13 protein-coding genes and 2 pseudogenes are annotated in these 18,085 nt (G+C 52.6%); 7 read left to right on the top strand and 8 right to left on the bottom strand.

Features of this window, described 5'->3' with window-relative positions; genetic code table 11:
• The gene (gene tsaE / locus RZ35_RS00865) at positions 1-471 is read right to left on the bottom strand and encodes a tRNA (adenosine(37)-N6)-threonylcarbamoyltransferase complex ATPase subunit type 1 TsaE (protein ID WP_026741602.1); all 471 of its coding nucleotides are present in this window, start codon (positions 469-471) and stop codon (positions 1-3) included.
• The gene (gene nnr / locus RZ35_RS00860; RefSeq protein ID WP_036152337.1) at positions 468-1,997 is read right to left on the bottom strand and encodes a bifunctional ADP-dependent NAD(P)H-hydrate dehydratase/NAD(P)H-hydrate epimerase; all 1,530 of its coding nucleotides are present in this window, start codon (positions 1,995-1,997) and stop codon (positions 468-470) included. Before nnr ends, tsaE begins: the two co-directional genes overlap by 4 nt.
• 2,883 nt (positions 1,998-4,880) lie before the next feature.
• Between nnr and RZ35_RS00845 the strand changes: the two are divergent.
• A pseudogene (locus tag RZ35_RS00845) lies at positions 4,881-5,045 on the top strand (transposase); the annotation flags it as partial.
• Here the strand turns inward: RZ35_RS00845 and RZ35_RS00840 are convergent.
• A complete protein-coding gene (locus RZ35_RS00840; protein ID WP_268748609.1) occupies positions 4,991-5,398 on the bottom strand; it encodes a nuclear transport factor 2 family protein in 408 nt (135 codons plus the stop codon). The pseudogene RZ35_RS00845 and the gene RZ35_RS00840 overlap by 55 nt on opposite strands.
• A 299-nt stretch (positions 5,399-5,697) precedes the next feature.
• The gene (locus RZ35_RS00835; protein ID WP_036152335.1) at positions 5,698-7,440 is read right to left on the bottom strand and encodes a glycoside hydrolase family 13 protein; all 1,743 of its coding nucleotides are present in this window, start codon (positions 7,438-7,440) and stop codon (positions 5,698-5,700) included.
• A gap of 906 nt (positions 7,441-8,346) precedes the next feature.
• Between RZ35_RS00835 and RZ35_RS00830 the strand changes: the two genes are divergently transcribed.
• From RZ35_RS00830 to RZ35_RS00805, 5 genes are all read left to right on the top strand, one after another.
• A complete protein-coding gene (locus tag RZ35_RS00830; protein WP_026741597.1) occupies positions 8,347-8,817 on the top strand; it encodes a hypothetical protein in 471 nt (156 codons plus the stop codon).
• Between the two features lie 902 nt (positions 8,818-9,719).
• Complete coding sequence (locus tag RZ35_RS00820; RefSeq protein WP_026741595.1) at positions 9,720-10,421, top strand: ABC transporter ATP-binding protein; 702 nt, start codon at positions 9,720-9,722, stop codon at positions 10,419-10,421.
• Positions 10,414-11,664, top strand: a complete 1,251-nt coding sequence (locus RZ35_RS00815) for an ABC transporter permease (protein ID WP_026741594.1) — start codon at positions 10,414-10,416, stop codon at positions 11,662-11,664. The genes RZ35_RS00820 and RZ35_RS00815 overlap by 8 nt, the downstream gene beginning before the upstream one ends.
• 55 nt (positions 11,665-11,719) lie before the next feature.
• Complete coding sequence (locus RZ35_RS00810; RefSeq protein ID WP_235195062.1) at positions 11,720-13,141, top strand: TolC family protein; 1,422 nt, start codon at positions 11,720-11,722, stop codon at positions 13,139-13,141.
• Complete coding sequence (locus RZ35_RS00805) at positions 13,134-14,426, top strand: HlyD family secretion protein (RefSeq protein WP_051625429.1); 1,293 nt, start codon at positions 13,134-13,136, stop codon at positions 14,424-14,426. The genes RZ35_RS00810 and RZ35_RS00805 overlap by 8 nt, the downstream gene beginning before the upstream one ends.
• 327 nt (positions 14,427-14,753) lie before the next feature.
• On the opposite strand, the gene RZ35_RS00800 is transcribed toward RZ35_RS00805, so the two are convergent.
• The 4 genes and pseudogenes from RZ35_RS00800 to RZ35_RS00790 all read right to left on the bottom strand — a co-directional run.
• Positions 14,754-15,509 carry a hypothetical protein gene (locus RZ35_RS00800; RefSeq protein ID WP_026741591.1) on the bottom strand — a complete coding sequence of 252 codons (756 nt, stop codon included), beginning with the start codon at positions 15,507-15,509 and terminating at the stop codon, positions 14,754-14,756.
• Between the two features lie 72 nt (positions 15,510-15,581).
• Positions 15,582-16,034 (bottom strand): hypothetical protein, encoded by a 453-nt coding sequence (locus RZ35_RS17035; RefSeq protein ID WP_071999735.1) that lies wholly within the window; start codon positions 16,032-16,034, stop codon positions 15,582-15,584.
• A gap of 208 nt (positions 16,035-16,242) precedes the next feature.
• A complete protein-coding gene (locus tag RZ35_RS00795) occupies positions 16,243-16,575 on the bottom strand; it encodes a hypothetical protein (protein ID WP_026741590.1) in 333 nt (110 codons plus the stop codon).
• Positions 16,576-16,853: 278 nt separating this feature from the next.
• A pseudogene (locus RZ35_RS00790) lies at positions 16,854-17,195 on the bottom strand (GNAT family N-acetyltransferase); the annotation flags it as partial.
• A gap of 80 nt (positions 17,196-17,275) precedes the next feature.
• Between RZ35_RS00790 and RZ35_RS00785 the strand changes: the two are divergent.
• Positions 17,276-18,037, top strand: a complete 762-nt coding sequence (locus RZ35_RS00785; RefSeq protein WP_081825674.1) for an efflux RND transporter periplasmic adaptor subunit — start codon at positions 17,276-17,278, stop codon at positions 18,035-18,037.
• Positions 18,038-18,085 lie beyond the last annotated feature (48 nt).

Raw genomic sequence — 18,085 nt, 5'->3', positions numbered from 1 at the left:
CTACTCCGACTGACCTATACAACGCGCCGCAATATGTTCGCCTGTGTCAGACAACACCTGAATCTCCGCCTGACGCCCCGCATCCTGATAGCTCAGGTGCAGCTCCAGATCGGCAGGAGGCAGTATCCCCGCGCCCTGCTGAGGCCATTCGATCAGGCAGATGGCGTCCTCGGACAAATAGTCGCGAATGCCCATGAACTCCAGCTCTTCGGGGTCCGCCAAGCGGTACAGATCGAAATGGTAAACCGGACGCGGCGACAGCATGTAAGGCTCCACCAGCGTGTAGGTGGGACTTTTGACGTTGCCCGTGTGGCCGAGCGCTTGCAGGAAGCCGCGGCTCAGCGTGGTCTTGCCCGCGCCCAGATCGCCATACAGATAGATAATGACGGCGCGGTCGCAGGCCTGCGCCAGTGTCGCACCGAGTGCAATAGTTGCCGCTTCGTCAGGCAGAGATAGAGAAAATGTCTTCATTCTGTCTTTTCTAAGGATATCCACTCAGGATTTACATACTGCGCCAGTACGGGCATCAAATCCGTCGCCAGCATGCCGCGGGGGCCGCGCTGTTTCGCCAGCCAGTCGGCGGCGGCGCCATGAACCACACATCCGGCTCTGGCCGCGTCATACAACGAAAGTTTCTGCGCCGCCAGCGCACCGATAATGCCGGAAAGCACATCGCCCATCCCACCCGTAGCCATACCGGGGTTGCCGACGTCAGCGATGGCCAGCGCGCCTTGCTCATTGGCGATCACCGTTCCCGCACCTTTAAGTACTACAACGCCGCCGTAGCGTTTCACCAGCTTTTCCGCTGCAAGTAAGCGGTCACTCTCAATGTCGACAACGCGACAGTTCAGCAGCCGTGCCGCCTCGCCGGGATGGGGCGTCAGGATGCGATTCTGACGTTTATGCGGACTGATTGCCAGCAGGTTGAGCGCATCCGCATCCCATAACATGGATTTGTTACAATTTTCTGCGATCCTGAGGGCATTTCTGCCCCATTCCCCCTGACCCAGGCCGGGGCCGATTACGATCACATCCGCCCACTCCAGCCCTTGCCGCAACGTCGCCGTGTTCAGCTCCTGAACCATCAGCTCGGGACGAGAAACCAGCAGCGCTGCAAGGTATTCGCGGTGAGTAAGTACTCGCACTAAACCGGCACCTGTACGCAGAGCGGATTCACCCGCCATGAAAATCGCACCGCCGGTCCCCGCGTCGCCGCCGACAATCAGCAGACGGCCATTATCCCCTTTGTGCGCGCCCGCCCGGCGAGGCTTCAGCCACTGAGAAAGATGACGCGGCGTGATGNGCTGAATCGGCGCATCCTGACGCGCTATCCACGGCGACAGCGCCAGATCGTCGATGTGCAGCCGACCGACATAGTCTCGGGCCAGACCGGTCAGCAGGCCGGGTTTCAGCGTAATGAAGGTGATGGTGTGTGCGGCGTCGATCACCGCGCCCGCAGTATGACCGGTTTCGGCATTCAATCCAGAGGGGATATCCAGCGCCACCGTGGGCGCCGGATGCGCATTGGCCGCCTCAATCAGTCGATCGTAGGGAGCCTTGGGCGCGGCGGCAAGACCAGTGCCCAGCAGACCATCGATAATCAGATCGATATCATCAGGCCAGGCAGCCTCCGGCGTTAGTTCGGTACCGCCATCGGCGATCCATTGCGCTCTGGCCTGTTCGGCTTCGGGCGGCAACGGACGCTCTCCAGGGCAGACTATTACCGATACCCGCAGACCAGCGGCTTTCGCCAGGGTTGCCACCACATAACCATCTCCGCCGTTATTGCCGTGTCCGGCCAAAACCAGCCAGTGCCGAGCTGACGGATAGTGCAAACGCGCCAGTCTAAATGCGGCGGAACCCGCTCTTTGCATCAGCGTGTAGAGCGACACGCCTGCCGATTGTGCCGCCCCTGCCTCCTCTCGTCGTAGCCAGTCGGCTCGGAAGACCGTATCAGGTAATGCTTCGGACACAGAATTGATGCTGCAATCGATCATGGCATGCTCCCTCTCATTTCTGCAGATGCGCCGCCGACACCGGGCGTGGACGCGATAACGCGGCCCCTTGGCAATTCGTCCTCACCCCGGAAGTCACCCAAGCTGACCGAAAATGCCTCATTTTTCCGTAAAGGCCGCGGAAACAGCTATCAGTTTACTCCGCCCTATGTCGTTGGCGAATGACTGGGCCAGATTAGCGAGAGAAAGGGCGGTGAAGGGGCAATCAGGAGGATGTTACGGTGTGGACAAAAATTCGCCGATTTTTCGCCTGTCCCGCCTGTGGATAAATTTAAAAACTCTTTGCCAATCAAGTGCAACAAAAAGTACAAGTGATCATAGTGGCGTTTTTTATCTAAAATTTTTCTTTTAAATTCATTGGGATAAAAAATAGCGATCTTCGGACCCTCGGTGTGCCATCAAACACCGTCGTCAAGAAATCTGTGGATAAGTCTGTTTAAAAACTTATGAGATTTACTTTTCCGGAGAGCAAGAATGCTCTTGGAGGATAAAACCGATAGCGCTGTTGCAAAAAGGAATTAATTTACGCCGCGGCTTTTGTAACACGCTGATTTTTAAAGATTTTAAAATACAGCATGTTTCGGGGACGGCATTATGGCCCAGGGAATTCTAATTGGCAAGCGTTTTGACTCTTCACTCCTCGACACGCGTGCGACCACAATATTCCATCTATCGCAGCCCCCTGTCGGCCGGCAGCTTTGCCATGACCATCAAAAACGATTCAATTAGGTTAGTTCAATAATCAGACAATAATTAAAAAAAATGGAAATTTTTTCAGTTTGACGGGCAGAAGGGATACTCCAAAAGCAGCCGGCTCGCAGAAGTTCACGCCCGCGATCTCGCGTGATACCGCCTTGATAGCGGGATACATGCTTGAGTTCGCCAGGCGGCGTTACAGTGGGATTTGTGTTTTACTTGATGCGCGCGGCGGCGGGAATTATCGCGCTGGTCAAGGCGATCCCCATGCCTATGACACCATGCGTTTATGCGGGGCGCTTTATCTTCTGTATCTGGCCTGGCAGACGGTCAGACCCGGTGAACATTCTCCGTTTGAAAGGCGGGAGCTTCGTCCTGATACGCATCATGGGCTTCGTCACCAACCTGCTAAGCCCATAGTTTGCAAGCGCTTACTTATCACGAGGTCGGGACGGGCGAAACCAGACAAACTACGCCTGGTTTCTTTTGTCCAGAACGGACGCCTCAACGGCGTCCTTCGTCATGCGATATGCCGTTTATCCGCCGAAGTAGTTAGCCCCCAGAGTCTCTTTATCCGTGTCGTCATTAACGTGAAACGAGGAAAGACTCCAGCGTTTACCCGTGCTGACCTCGCCAAGGTACAGCTGGTATTTACCCTCAGACGTAGACGAAAAGAAGACATAGTCAGTGCCACTCACGGGGAAGGCGTCGGAGTTGTTGCTGTCGCAATCATTAATCGACAGTTGTTCGGCCTTATCGCTCGGATTCNCCTTGGTATAGAGCTGATCGGCTCCGCCCGAGTCCTTCCAGCGCGAGTAAAACACCCTTCCATCCTGACGAACCGTCGGATAGTAGGCTTCCAGGCCGTTCGGCTTGTCGAAAACCACCTTTTTGCCGGTCGCGAGCGTCAGACGATAAATGCCCGTGACGCCCGATGCCTTCCCTGCCGCGTAATAGACTTGCGTGCCATCGGCGGACGGATAGGGCATTGAGCTTTCTATCGTTGAAGAGGCGTTAGTCAGATTGGTCTGCGAGCTGAACGCCGGCCCCCCATTTTCAAAGCTCAACGTCGCCTTCACCACATCGCCATCCTGCTTGAAAAACAGCGCAGCGCCATCAGCGCTGAACTTGGGATCTTCATTTCTCGTCTCTCCCGTGCTTTTGGTCAGATTGACCGGGAGTTCGGCCGAGTCGACCTGCCACATGAAGACATTCCAGGCATCGTCCTTGATCCCCATAAAGGCCAGCCATTTACCGTCCGGACTGAATACCGCGTTCATCGGGTCCTGAATTCCCCACGCCGATGAAGACGCCTGCGTCACTTTGTTGGCAGAGAAGTCATAGATAAAGATTTGGCTGGTGCCATCGGCATAACTGCCGTAGGTGTGATAGGCGAGCTTGCCTTTTAACGTGGAGGGAAACGTTGAATCACTTTCCGTGGTGTGGTTGGAAATACATTGTGCTTGAGAGCCAGCGGTAACCCCCGCCGAAAGCGCGCCGCACACCAGTGCGGTTGCCCACATTTTAGGTTGCATAGTTAAAGCATCCTTACTTTATATCAATATGTACTGGCCGTTATACCTCGGAATTCAGCCAAGGTTATTCATATCAAAACAACTGAATCTTCGACGTATTAATGGCTAGTTATACCTATGCACACTCACGTAACCTCACTATTTCCTCAAGGTTTTCGCCGTGACATAGTCAAAACTATTTTAAGTATCATCGTTGTGTGGGTAAACCGAATCGAGGGAGTAATCAACGTTTTTAAAGAGGAAAAGGATCTGACTTGACCCTCACCTGCGGCGCGGTATGCGCTTGCTTACGCATCGTGACCCAGCGCTGTCAACAACCGCGGACTGCATGAATTTCGTTGCTGGAGCAGGCCGAACGTGACATCAACACGCTGAGTACGGCCTGAGATCTCCTCTCAAGTTTGAAGCGTAAAGCCGTCTACCCGGTCGGTTTTGTCTTAAACCAATAGAACACCCCACGTTGGTGCGACGATAAAGACTCGATGTAACAGCAAATAATATCAATTGATGGGAGGATGTCGGTGTGGGTAGAGTCAGAGGCCAGAAGAGAATAGGCACCATTGTAGTCCCCCTGAATTTAGTCTTACTGCTTAATCGCGTTATCTGGTCAAAAGACAACCAGCGGAGGCGCATCATAAAGAAAGCGCGTTTCACTGAAACTCAGATCCTGCGGGTTCTAAAAGAAGTTGAAGAGGATCGGCACGTGAAGGATGTGTGACGCGAAAACGGTGTGGCGGAAGCCAGCTATGACAACTGGAAATCTAAATACGGCGGCATGGCGTCCTCTGATATCAAACGCACGGAGGTGGCTGCAATAACACGCCCGTTCATCGAGTCCGGCGAGAGTAACCATGTCCGCGTGAAGAGGAATACTCCATCAGAAGGTTGCCCACCAAAGCTGCCGGAAATCTGTGTTTTTACGGCAACAATAGCGACGTTGTCTTTGAGCAGTATTCGCTCATTTGCTGTCTGCAAATCATGGATCTTGATCAGCCCCGAACGATGCGCGTCGAGATCGTCACGTCGTCCCAGCGCCTGTCCCAGATGGCTGACAAATATCAGCTCCCTGTCCAACAGCGTTTCTAACGCCGTGACGTCCGAGTCCAACATCGCCTGTCGCAAACGCGCTTCCAACAGTCGTACGCGCTCCATTTTTGCTTCTTGCATCCCACCCTCGCCATCGTTAAATCACGCCACGACGAGTGCCGACATCGATAACACACTCGCGTTTGTGGCTAAAAATCCCTCAAAAATTATGCCATAAAGGCCGAGGAAACCAGCCTGTCCTTCTCACGTTGAATAAACTCATCGCGCTTGTTCAACGTGGTGAAAACGACGCAAGATCAGGAAGAGCGTCATCGTTGGCAACCTGGGTACTGGCGGACGACAGGAGAAACACAATAGGAACCGTCACGCCGCGAAGCGTTAGGCGTGACGATTTGGTTAGCAGGCTACAGTTTAAAAATGGCGGCCTGCCAGGCCTGTAGAGTCAGACGATCGGCACCCGCTGAGGCGGCACTTTCCGGCCGGTTGCTGATGACGGATCGAACAATCTTCTTATCTGCCGGCAACGACCAGTTCTGCGTCTCGCGCGAGAAGTTAATGGCAACCAGATACTGCTGATCTTTTAACGTGCGAGTATAAACGAAAAGCTTAGGATGTTCCGGCGCCAGATCGCGATACTCACCATGGATCAGCGCCGGAGTCTGACGCCGCAGCGCAATCAGCTGACGATGATAACCGTAGACCGAATGGTCATCGTCGACCTGAGCCGCCGCATTGATTTTCGTATAGTTGGGGTTTACCGCCAGCCACGGCGTGCCAGTTGTAAATCCCCCCTGAGCCGCGGTGCTCCACTGCATCGGCGTTCTGCCATTATCGCGGGAGGTTTGGCGCACATTATCCAGAAACTCTTTGGACGAGACTTTTCCCCCTTCCACCAACTCCTTCCATAATCCCCGGATTTCAACGTCTTCGAACTCCTTTTCGCTGGTGAAAGGGTAATTAGTCATGCCCAGCTCTTCACCCTGATACACAAAGGGCGTAGCCCGTTGGGTCATCATCAGTGTGGCCAACGCTTTGGCGGACACGTCCCGCCATGCATCGCTGTCATCACCGAAATGTGACACCGCCCGCGGAAGGTCATGGTTACTCAGGAAGCTGGTGTTCCAGCCAGCCGCCCCGGAGCGGTCGATTTTAGCAAAGGCAGTCTTGAGTTGAGGCAGGGTCCAGTCCGTCTTACGCCAGCCATCGCGGTCGAGACGAACGACATCGAAGTGGAACAACATATTCAATTCCTGGCGATCCGCGTCAACGAACTTGGGCGTATCCTCGAACGTCACACCGTAGGCTTCGCCAACGCTCATCGCGTTATAGGGCGCCAGCACTTCCCGGTTCATTTCATGCAGGTATTGATGGATGTGCGGCCCTGTAGCAAACACATTTTGCGGTTGGGCCAGCTGCTGCGGGCTTAAATCAGGCAGACCGGGCTGCTTGGAAATAAAAGGGATCACGTCCATGCGAAAACCGGAGACGCCTTTATCCAGCCAGAAGCGCATAATGTCATAGACCTCCTGATGAACCTTTTTATTTTCCCAGTTCAGGTCAGGCTGCTTCTCGGCGAAGTAGTGCAGATAATACTGGCCGGTCTGATCGTCTTTTTTCCAGGCAGAACCACCGAAGAAAGCGGGGTAATTATTGGGCACCTCACCATTGCGCCCGTCTCGCCAAATATAGTAATCGCGGTACGGATTATCCTTCGACTTTCTGCTCTCTTTGAACCACTGATGCTCATCACTGGTGTGGTTAACCACTAAATCAATTATCAAACGCATATCACGGCGTTTAATTTCGTTAAGCATGTGGTCGAAATCATTCATCGTGCCGAACTCTTTCATGACCTTCTTGTAATCACGAATATCATAACCATTGTCCGCATTTGGGGAGTCAAAATGCGGGCTGAGCCAAATCACATCAACGCCGAGTTTTTTCAGGTAATCCAGTTTCTCTGTAATACCATTGAGGTCACCAATACCGTCTCCATTACTATCGTTAAATGAACGCGGATATATTTGGTAAACGACAACCTCTTTCCACCATTCACGATTTTTATTTTCTTCAACAGCATCGGCGGTCTGAGGCAGCACCACGGATGACATCGCTGCGGCCAGCATACACATAGGTAAATTCGACATCGTTCCCTTCCCTATCAGTGATAGTTTTTGAATGTATAAGAAACATCGCTGATTAAAAGATGGCAGGTTCCGGCAACGCTCACGACCGATAATATTTTATTATGTGAGCGGCTTCACAAGCAAAAATAAGGCTTACAACAGCATTGCGATAGAAAAATAGAGACGTGTCATATTTAGCAAATCTTAATAACGCATAAAATAACGGGGCCTTTTTGAGGCCAAGATGAGAGGGATATATTGGCGACTAAAATAACCTTATATAGAAATAATTACCGCGTTGTCATTATTGAATTAGAAATAATTATTTCGAATTCACAACCATTAGCAGAGTTCAACTTTCTTATTTTTTAGCCGAGAATATGTTTCCTTAGATTCATTTAGCTAAATACGTGGCTCTCTGAATTAATATACTCGATACATTTCACAGGAAATAATACTGTAAAAACACGTATTGGCCATTTCTTGATGTTTAATTAAATAGGTGAAAAAATTAATATGCATAAAACTTATAATATTGTCATCTAAAGCATCCATTGCAGCATTCAATAAATTAACCAAATTTTACATTCATGACCATCAATCCATCCCCCTCAGAAAACGCATGCTGTTATTTAACATAGACAAATCACCAAAAAAGGCATTAGAATATTTGTTAGAATACGCTAGACTGGCTGAAAAAAATTAACAATTCTAAAGTTTTCACTCGAGTTTGCCGTTAAATACCCTAATAGGAAAAATCGAAATATTAATCAGTGATATTTATTAACTGTGATTTATTTCAATTATTAATAAATCCGTTTTCCAAAAAACGTTGGTCACACGAAACTCGCACAGCAAAGTGCTGTAATTCTGAGCTAAAGAGACATCAGCTCAAAATTACAAAATACAAAAGAATGCAATAATCTAATGAAAAACATCAAAAAAATAGCAACCATCGCCCTTGTTGCCACCACATTCTGCACCGCAGGCGCAGCATTCGCTGGTCCCCCGGTGACTGTCACATTTAAGAATCTGGGTACACAAGACGCGATCTATAAAATGGTGACCACGAACGAGTTAAGTTCTTATGGCAACTCAACACCTAAACCAAAAACGACAGTTCTTCCCCAATCTACTGATATTTTTATCGTCCAAAGTAAAATTATCGCCGATGCAAATGCAGCGATAATACGATATACGATGGGGAGAAAAACCTGCGAATTTAGCACCACGTTCTTAAACCAATTCATTGGTGGAGGTCTCATTCCCGGTGCTCGATCAAAGGTCCCCAAATGGTCCAAAAACGCGATATCTAGTAACGGGGCCATTTGCACTGCAACCCTCAAATATCAGAGCGTGATTGATTTTTCATGGGCTGCTGAATTCACGATGAAGTAACCCTAGTTAAAGGGCGGCTGAAAGTACCACAGGCCACCTTTTTCCATCAGCGATGACGCTAATCAAGACAATTGAGGACTCCCGATGAACAGCATTAATCAACTGGGTTCCACCGCCCAACAATCACAAGTCAGCGATCAAAACACCGTCAACTACAGCAGTGAGTCAACCCAATCACAGGCTTACAGCGCCTTGGACACCCCCACCAGCACAACGACACGGGTTTCCTCACTTTCGATTCAACTGAGCGATGCCGCCACACGCGCCGCTGAGCGAGATGCCACCACAAGCCGTAAAGGACTCGCGGCTTTCGCACAATCGACGAGNGAAAAGCTCTTCGGCGAAAGCTACACGCGCAACAAAGCGGCTCACGACGCCGAGGTGCCTGCTTCTGACGATCCACAACGACTGGCCCAAGCCCAACAGGCTACCGATTTTTCTAATGGCGAAGCAACCAACCCGTTCAAAGGGATGTCCCGCGACCAGCTGGCGCTGATTGCGTATGATGACAGCGGTTCCTTCACGGTCAACGAGCGTCGGGCTGCCCTCAGAGAAGCCGATGACCAAGAGTATCAATGGCGTGTGAAAGTGGTGGCTAAAATGATGGACGAATACCACCGCACTGGCAAGATCAGCGCAGAGAGCTACCAGGAAGTGTCGGATCACAGCAATTCGCTACCGGCGATCGAAAAAGCGCAATTGCCTGAGGGGTATGAAGTACAACAAACGTTGACACAGCTGGAAAACGGTACCGATTCAACCCAATTTAAAGATGAACTGCAATCACTAGTGGATCAGATGACTTTATCGGTAGATCGCAGCCGTCAGAAGTAAAGTTTCACGGGATCGTTGTTGGTCGCCGCTATAGCGCCCACATGGATGAAAAGCAGGCAGGAGGGAAGATGCCAACGACTGGCAACAACAGATTGATCTGCCTTGAAAAGATTACGTACGCCTACACGACAGGCGCGTCCACTCAGAACGTGTTGCATGATGTATCGTTTTCGATTCCCAAGGGCCAACGTTGCGCGATCGTCGGTGCATCCGGCTCGGGCAAGAGTACACTCCTCAACCTCATTGGATTACTGGACGAACCGACCACAGGCCGATTGCTACTGGCAGGCGAAGATATGTCTCGCGTCAATGCCGAGTCACGTGCGATAGCGCGTAATCGGCTCATCGGTTTCGTGTTCCAGAGCTTCAACTTGCTGCCACGGCTCAATGCTCTCGACAACGTGGCTTTACCCCTGCTGTATCGCGGCGTATCGCAGCCGCAAGCCCGACAGGCGGCCATGATTCAACTGAATCGCGTCGGCCTCGCCAGCCACCACCTTCACCGCCCGGCGGATATGTCAGGCGGACAGCGCCAGCGCGTTGCCATCGCCCGTGCGCTGATCGGTGAACCGGGTCTGCTCCTGGCGGATGAACCCACCGGTAACCTCGACAGCCAAACGGCGCACGACATCATCGAACTCTTACTGTCCCTAAACCACGAATACGGCACGACATTGGTGGTGGTGACTCACGATAACCGCATTGCCCAGCGCATGGCGCGCTGTATTGAAGTCTGCGACGGCCGGGTTGAAGAGAGGCGACATGCTTAACGCCCATATTCCCTTCCCCCCTAGTTCAACGCCATCGCATCGCTACGGCCCCACATGGCTACAGCTATTGCGCGAACCGGTAGAGAATTTGCGTCAGTTGGGCCGTCGGGCCGTATTGGCGCTGCTGGGGATAGCTGTAGGGTGTATGGCGGTGGTCGCTCTGCTGAATATCGGGCATAACGCTGAACATGAAGCCATGAGTGTTTTCAAAGGAATGGGGAGCGATCTGCTTGTCGCCACTATCCAGGTTCCCCTCGGCGACGCCGTCGAAACGAAGCCTGCCCTGACCGAACTGGATACCGACGCATTGCGCAAGAGGCTGCCCGCGATTACGGCGGCAGCCCCTGTGATCCCTACCAGTCTGGATGTACGTTTCAAAGGACGCACGCTGAATCCTCCACTACTCGGCAGCAATGTTGAACTGCCTAACGTACTGGGTTTGCGATTAGCGCAGGGGCGCTTCCTGAGCGTATTCGATGCGCACAGCACGCACGCCGTATTAGGGGCCAACATGGTGACGCAGTGGCAGAATGTGGGCGTCTCCGTCAACGTAGGCGACACAATCCAGCTTGGCGATTACCTGTTTCAGATCATTGGTATTCTGCAGCCCAAAGGACAAACCCCCCTGCTCCCGTTATCGCCCGACGATTCCATATTATTGCCGATTGAGGGCATGCGACGCATCGTCCCCACACCGCAGATCACCAGTGTGCTGGCGCGCAATCCCGACATCGCCACGCTAGAGCAGACTGCGCCTAGCTTGCAGCACTGGCTGGAGAGCAACATGCCCGGCTTCGAAATAGATGTGCAGATCCCCCGGGTTCTGCTGGCGGGCATGGCGCAGCAGTCGCGCCTGTTTTCCTGGCTTCTGGCCGGTCTGGGCGGTATCGCTCTGCTGGTCGGCGGCATCGGCGTCATGAACGTCATGGTGATGAACGTTGCCGAACGACGCCGCGAAATCGGTGTACGGATGGCGCTAGGCGCGCGTCCTCGAGACATTGCCCGGCTTTTTCTGTTGGAAGCGATCGTGCTGGCGACGATTGGCGCTCTCATGGGTGCCGCGGTGGGCTTACTCATCGCCTGGACGTTCGTTAATTATTCGGGCTGGTCGTCTTTTTCACTGTCGGCCGCGTCGCTTCCCCTCGGTATCGGCAGCGCCATTGCCATCGGCTTGTTCTTCGGGCTGTCTCCGGCGATGGCAGCGGCGCGCCTGACTCCGGTACAGGCATTACGTGATGCGTAGTCTATTTCCCCTTTTTATACTTTCGATCACCGCCCCTTCGGTGGCGTTGGCGCTCATGAATGAGCCGTTGCATCCCTCTCAGGCAACGCGTCAGGGCCGGCCCTCTGCGGCGGTAGCCGCTTCCTCACTTAATGCTCAGGCCATCGATCTTACGTTAAGCGATGCGATCTATCTGGGCCTGCGTGACAACCGATCGATCCGCAGCGCATATCTGGATCGGATCGCCCAAAAATTCGACCTTCGCGTCGCCGAGGACCGCTTCACCCCCAAACTGACCCTCAGTGGCAGTTATCTTTCCTATCGTAATCAGGACGACCGCTACCGTCAGGGCACCGTGACACCCACCACCACCTTGCTCACACCGTATGGCTCCCGCGTCAGCCTGGGATGGACATATCGTCACGTCAAATCCGATGACGCCGGGCTGTCACGCAATGACGGCGCCAATATCTCCCTAATTCAACCTTTGCTGCGCGGCGCGGGAAAAGATATTGCCACGGCCCCCGTTCGCCTCGCGCAGTTGACCGAGCAGGCGAACCGTCTCAACTTGAAATCCACGGTGTCGGAGACCATCACACAGGTCATCTCCTCCTATCGGACGCTATTGGAAGCGCAGGAGCAGTTGAAAATCTCGCGAGATTCTCTGGAGCGCGCTCGCCAGCTGCTTGAGGNCAACCGCGCGATGATCGCCGCCGGGCGCATGGCCGAGTTCGATATCGTGCAAACGGAAGCCGAAGTGGCTTCGCAAGAGCTGGCTTACGAAGAAACACATAATCAGCTGGATACAGCACGGCTGTCGCTGCTGCAATTGTTGGCTCTGGACCTGAATACGCCGATTGTTGCGACGGAGTCTTTGCAGGCAAAAAAAGTGAATATCAATGCGGATCGAGCGCTGCAACAGGCTGAAGCCGCCCAGCCTGCCTGGCTCTCTCAGCTTATCTACATCAAACAGGCCACCCTCAATCTGGCGGTGGCGCGAGACAGTCGGCTCTGGGATGTGTCACTTGTGGGAGGCGCGAGTCAGGTACGCAATCGCGATCCCCACAGCGGCACTTCACGCGCCTGGGAAAACTACGTAGGAATACAGGTCGACATCCCCATCGGCGACCTGAGTCCTCGCCAGGCCGAAGTGCAGGCCCAGGTCAGTGTCCGCAATCAGGAGATTCAATTAGCGGAAGCCCACCAGCAGTTAGAACGTAAAGTCACCAATGCCGTTCGTGATATCGGCACCCGCTGGCGGCAGTATGAAATCTCCCAGCGCGCGCGTGACCTTTCTCGCCGCAAGCTGGAAATTGAACGAGAAAAACTCACGATGGGCCGCTCCAGCAACTTTCAGGTGCTGAGCTACGAAAACGATTTGCGCAATGCCGAGAATGCGCGGCTCAGCGCCCTCATCAGCTATCTGAATACACAGGCTGAACTGGATCAAACGCTGGGCACCACACTGCAAAGCTGGGATATCGCACTCAATGACTAAATACCGCCTGCCAATCCTCCCGTCTCTCCTCCTCCGACATCGGCGTATAGGAGGGGGCCTCCTGATCCTGTTTCTGGTACTGACTGTTTCCATCTGGACCCCCTGGAAATCCAACGACAAAGATCCGTCACCGGATGCTCAGGCACAATGGTTACCGGTGCAACCACAGCCGCTTGAGCAGCAGCTTGGGCTGGTCGGACGCATTCAAGCTGCCCGGCAGGAAACGCTGTCTGCGCCATTTGAGGGCGTGATCCGTGAAGNCCTGGTTCAAGAAGGCCAGAGCGTGAGCGCGGACCAGACGCTCCTGCGGTTAGACACGGGGCAGATTGCCATTCAGATGCGGCAGGCTCAGACGGAGCTTCTTAAAGCTCAGCAGGCCGTCTATCAACTACGCAACTGGAGCAGTAGTCCCGAAGTCACGCGAGCCCGACGAACTGTACAAACCGCTCGTTCGACACTGGGCGTCACGCAGGCAAATCTGCGTGATACGCGGGTACTGTTCGAGCGCGGCATTGTCGCCCGGATGGAGGTCGATACGCTGACCCAACAGGCGCATACCCAGCAGCAGGACCTGCTTAACGCTGAAGAGGAGTTACACACCCTCGAAGCCCGGGGTTCAGGTGAAGAGCGCGAGATTGCCGAGATGGAGCTGGTGAATGCGCAGGTGCGTTACCAGGCGGTCAAGGCGCAAAGTGAGCGGCAAATCATCAAAGCGCCGTTTGCGGGAGTGATTATACGGCCGTCGGCACCCGATGGCGGCAAAGCGGTAATCGCCCAACCGGGTTTGCAGGTCACGCAAGGTACGCCGCTGCTCACGCTCATCGGACTGGAGCGTCTTCAGGTTCTGNCCCGAGTGGAAGAAATCGACCTGCATCAGCTGAGCGAAGGTATGCCGGTACACATAACCGGTGAGGGTTTCGCGAATCGGGCGCTGACGGGGCATATCGCTACCATCGCGGTACAAGGGGATGCGGCAGAGGCTCCCGGCTCCTCCGCCCATTATGNCGTCGTTGTCGCCGNCGATACGCCACAGAACGGCACCGGCGAGCGTATCCGGCTCGGCATGAGCGCCAAGCTGGCCGTCGTTCTCTATCACAACGAACACGGCATTGCGGTGCCGCCGCAGGCATTGCGCATCGATGATAGCGGGGAAACCTATGTGCTGTACCGCGCAGCGCCCAACGCGGAGACGGAGAAAGTCATCGTCACACCGGGTCGAGCCATCGCTCAGGGCATTGAAGTGCAAGGATTAAGCGCAGGTTATGTGCTGACGCCGACGCTGTAGTGCGATGAAAGGAGGTACAAACAGGAACGCCACAAATCAGGCCGCATGTTTTATTCAGGGGGAAGGTCAGCGAGCAGCTCCCCCCTTTAGGGCCAGGCGCGCACGCCGTTTTCTGCCGGGAAATATATTTTTCGACGCATGACTGCGAAGCAGTCACCGCACTCTCCTCACGCTGTCGGCGTATCGCTTATCAGCCCCTCGGCATTCCTGACAGGAAATCATTTCCTTTATCGCCATTGGGATGGAGTGTGAACAAGCCCATGGGCAAGAAATACCGATCTTTTGTCTGCTTTGTTGCCTGCGTGAACGATGAAGGCGTCAATATTTTCAGTCGCTGTACGAGCCGCTCGATAACAAACTATTACGTAGGTCGATAAATGAGTTACCGTTATTTCCCGGTTCCCCGGTCACAAAGTTGAAATCCATTTCAATAAGATTTTGGAGCCTTGCCCTGTGCTCGTCGGAGTATTGTACTGATTCAATTGACGGCAGATTGTCATAGTGTTCCAGCACCATTTCAAAAAATTCGGTCTGTTTGTACCCGCCTTGATTCCATTCAGTCTCACTTTTCATAACGGCCGAACGACGCCAGGCGTACTCTTGTTCGTCTGATTCATACGATGCCGCACGGCGTTCATTCGTTGTAAATGTGCCGCTATCATCGTAAATAATTAATGCCAGTTGGTCGCGCGTTAATCCCTTAAACGGATTGGAGCCAGAGCCATTGACGAAAGCTGTTGCCTGCTTCGAGCGTTCCAGTAATGCTTGATCATCCGTATCAGGTACTTCGGCATCGTACTTTGCGCGATTATTTTGATAACTTGGCCCGGTGATTTGACTAAGTAACGTTTTCGCCTTTTGTGCCAGTCCCTCACGGCTAGAGCTGGCGTCTCGGGCTTCTGCTCTCACCGCGGCATCGGCCAACTGACGAGCGAGCGTGGAAACAGTGCTTTGTGGCTTTGATTCCGTCTCGCCGGAAATAACAGGTTGATTACTTGTAGATACGTCCGAGTTTTTTCCCGTTGCGTTTGTTTCGCTTGAACGGAGAGGTGTTGCGGACACAGATACGCCATTTACATTCATTGTGATACCTCATCGATATCAGACGCGCCTGAAATAAAATGGCACGCCTGAATATTATGCCAAAGGGCCAATTTATCTCATGGTCAGTTCAACGGTTGAATCATAAGTCGAGTTATTAACCGCTTTAACTGTCATGTTGCATCTTGCTGCATTGCCTTGCGTTACGTTTTTAGTCCATTTGGGAATTTTATTCCCCAATACGATATTCACAGTATATGCAATATCGAATCGACACTCTTTATTTCCAATTTTGTAGCGGAGATGCATGGAACTTACGTCATTAACCGGGCTAGATATAGTATAAGTATCGGCCATGCCCGGTTTGACGGTTTCTTTTGGCGCTGGTGATGCATAAGCCTTAGAAAAAATTTCTGCGCTAGTCGTTGGAGAAAAAACAGCGTCGCCAGAGCTGGATGAACCAAGGTGTTTAAACGTTACATTGAATTTAGGCCCGGCGATGGCCGCACCTGACACAAATAAAGAAACAGCTACGGTAGAAAATATTAGAGGGTTATTGAATTTCACGCGAATTACTCCATGTATATTTTTTAATAAGGTTACAGTCTTTTTACTTCCCATTGATAATAAGGCGGAGTAACGCCAGAGCGCTGTAACCTTAAACCATTTAAATCTCCGCCTCATTATTAGATGCCTTCTTATGACTATTTACCATTAAGAATGGTGTTCGACGATAGTTGTGTCTTTGTCGAGAAAACTTCCGTTCTTTGGTACCTTAGGTGCCGCCATCGCTAAAATTTCGCGTGATTTTCCCATTTAAGTCCGCGCATTGCACATAAGGACAGGAGTACGTATCCGTCAGCAGAGTTCGATTGTCATGGGTGAAGCATTTTCTACGAGCACGGTCGATAATATTGTTGAGACTCATGCCGTTAAGATCACCGTCAACCGGCGAAATTGTGCGGCTGCACAGGCAGAAACACATAAATTTATGGTTGGCTTTTGTCGCCACTTCACTCAATTTCCGTGCCTGATTAAAAAGAGAGTCAACGTTAGCAGAACTTTCCGCAGTGCTGAGTGGTATGTAGTTGTTTGTAATACCGACCATAGCTATCTATTCCTTTTAAGGCTATACCGGAAGTGATTGTCTGTACCTGACAAATAACAGAGGTGTTCCACCGCTTCATCCAAGAAGCTGACAGGGTTAATACTGAGGGTGGCTAACGGCAATAAAACAAAAAACTTTACAGTTTGCTTGCTGGTTTTTTCGATTTGAGCGCGTTTTCATGAACTTTCCTTCATCCCCAACGTTCTTTTTTCGTCTACTGGGGAAAATGACGTACCATAGCCATGCTATTGTGTCAGTATCGCTGCGTAGCTCACCATTCACTTTTTGATGTTGACGAGAATAACATCAAGTTCGGATTGATAAACTCCCACCAAATTTTCCGACGTCACCATCAACATCATCGGGTCTATCGGTGAAGGCTTAAACCCCGCCTGCAGATAAAATTCCAGCACTTCATCAGACAGCGCATAAACCAATATCCCGCTAACGCCGATAGTACCCGCCACCTGAACCACCCGTAGCTTGGCATCCCTTACCAACGTTCGGCCAACACCTTGACCATGTAATGATTTATCTATCGCCAGACGGCTCAGAACCACAAATGATATCGGGTCAGGCATATTGCGGCGAAAGCGTCCGGGAGCGGCATTCGTTGCTATGTAGTCCCCCCTTCCACCAACTCCTTCCATAATCCCCGGATTTCAACGTCTTCGAACTCCTTTTCGCTGATGAAAGGGTAATTAGTCATGCCCAGCTCTTCACCCTGATACACAACCAGCAGCAGGACCTGCTTAACGCTGAAGAGGGGTTACACACCCTCGAAGCCCGGGGTTCAGGTGAAGAGCGCGAGATTGCCGAGATGGAGCTGGTGAATGCGCAGGTGCGTTACCAGGCGGTCAAGGCGCAAAGTGAGCGGCAAATCATCAAAGCGCCGTTTGCGGGAGTGATTATACGGCCGTCGGCACCCGATGGCGGAAAAGCGGTAATCGCCCAACCGGGTTTGCAGGTCACGCAAGGTACGCCGCTGCTCACGCTCATCGGACTGGAGCGCCTTCAGGTTCTGACCCGAGTGGAAGAAATCGACCTGCATCAGCTGAGCGAAGGTATGCCGGTACACATAACCGGTGAGGGTTTCGCGAATCGGGCGCTGACGGGGCATATCGCTACCATCGCGGTACAAGGGGATGCGGCAGAGGCTCCNGGCTCCTNCGCCCATTATGACGTCGTTGTCGCCGTCGATACGCCACAGAACGGCACCGGCGAGCGTATCCGGCTCGGCATGAGCGCCAAGCTGGNCGTCGTTCTCTATCACAACGAACACGGCATTGCGGTGCCGCCGCAGGCATTGCGCATCGATGATAGCGGGGAAACCTATGTGCTGTACCGCGCAGCGCCCAACGCGGAGACGGAGAAAGTCATCGTCACACCGGGTCGAGCCATCGCTCAGGGCATTGAAGTGCAAGGATTAAGCGCAGGTTATGTGCTGACGCCGACGCTGTAGTGCTATGAAAGGAGGTACAAACAGGAACGCCACAAATCAGGCCGCATG

Origin of the sequence: Lonsdalea quercina subsp. quercina, from assembly GCF_000688655.1 — a bacterium.
Classification (GTDB): domain Bacteria; phylum Pseudomonadota; class Gammaproteobacteria; order Enterobacterales; family Enterobacteriaceae; genus Lonsdalea; species Lonsdalea quercina.
The sequence above is the reverse complement of the archived record's forward strand: the minus strand, read 5'-3'. Positions and strand labels throughout refer to the sequence as shown.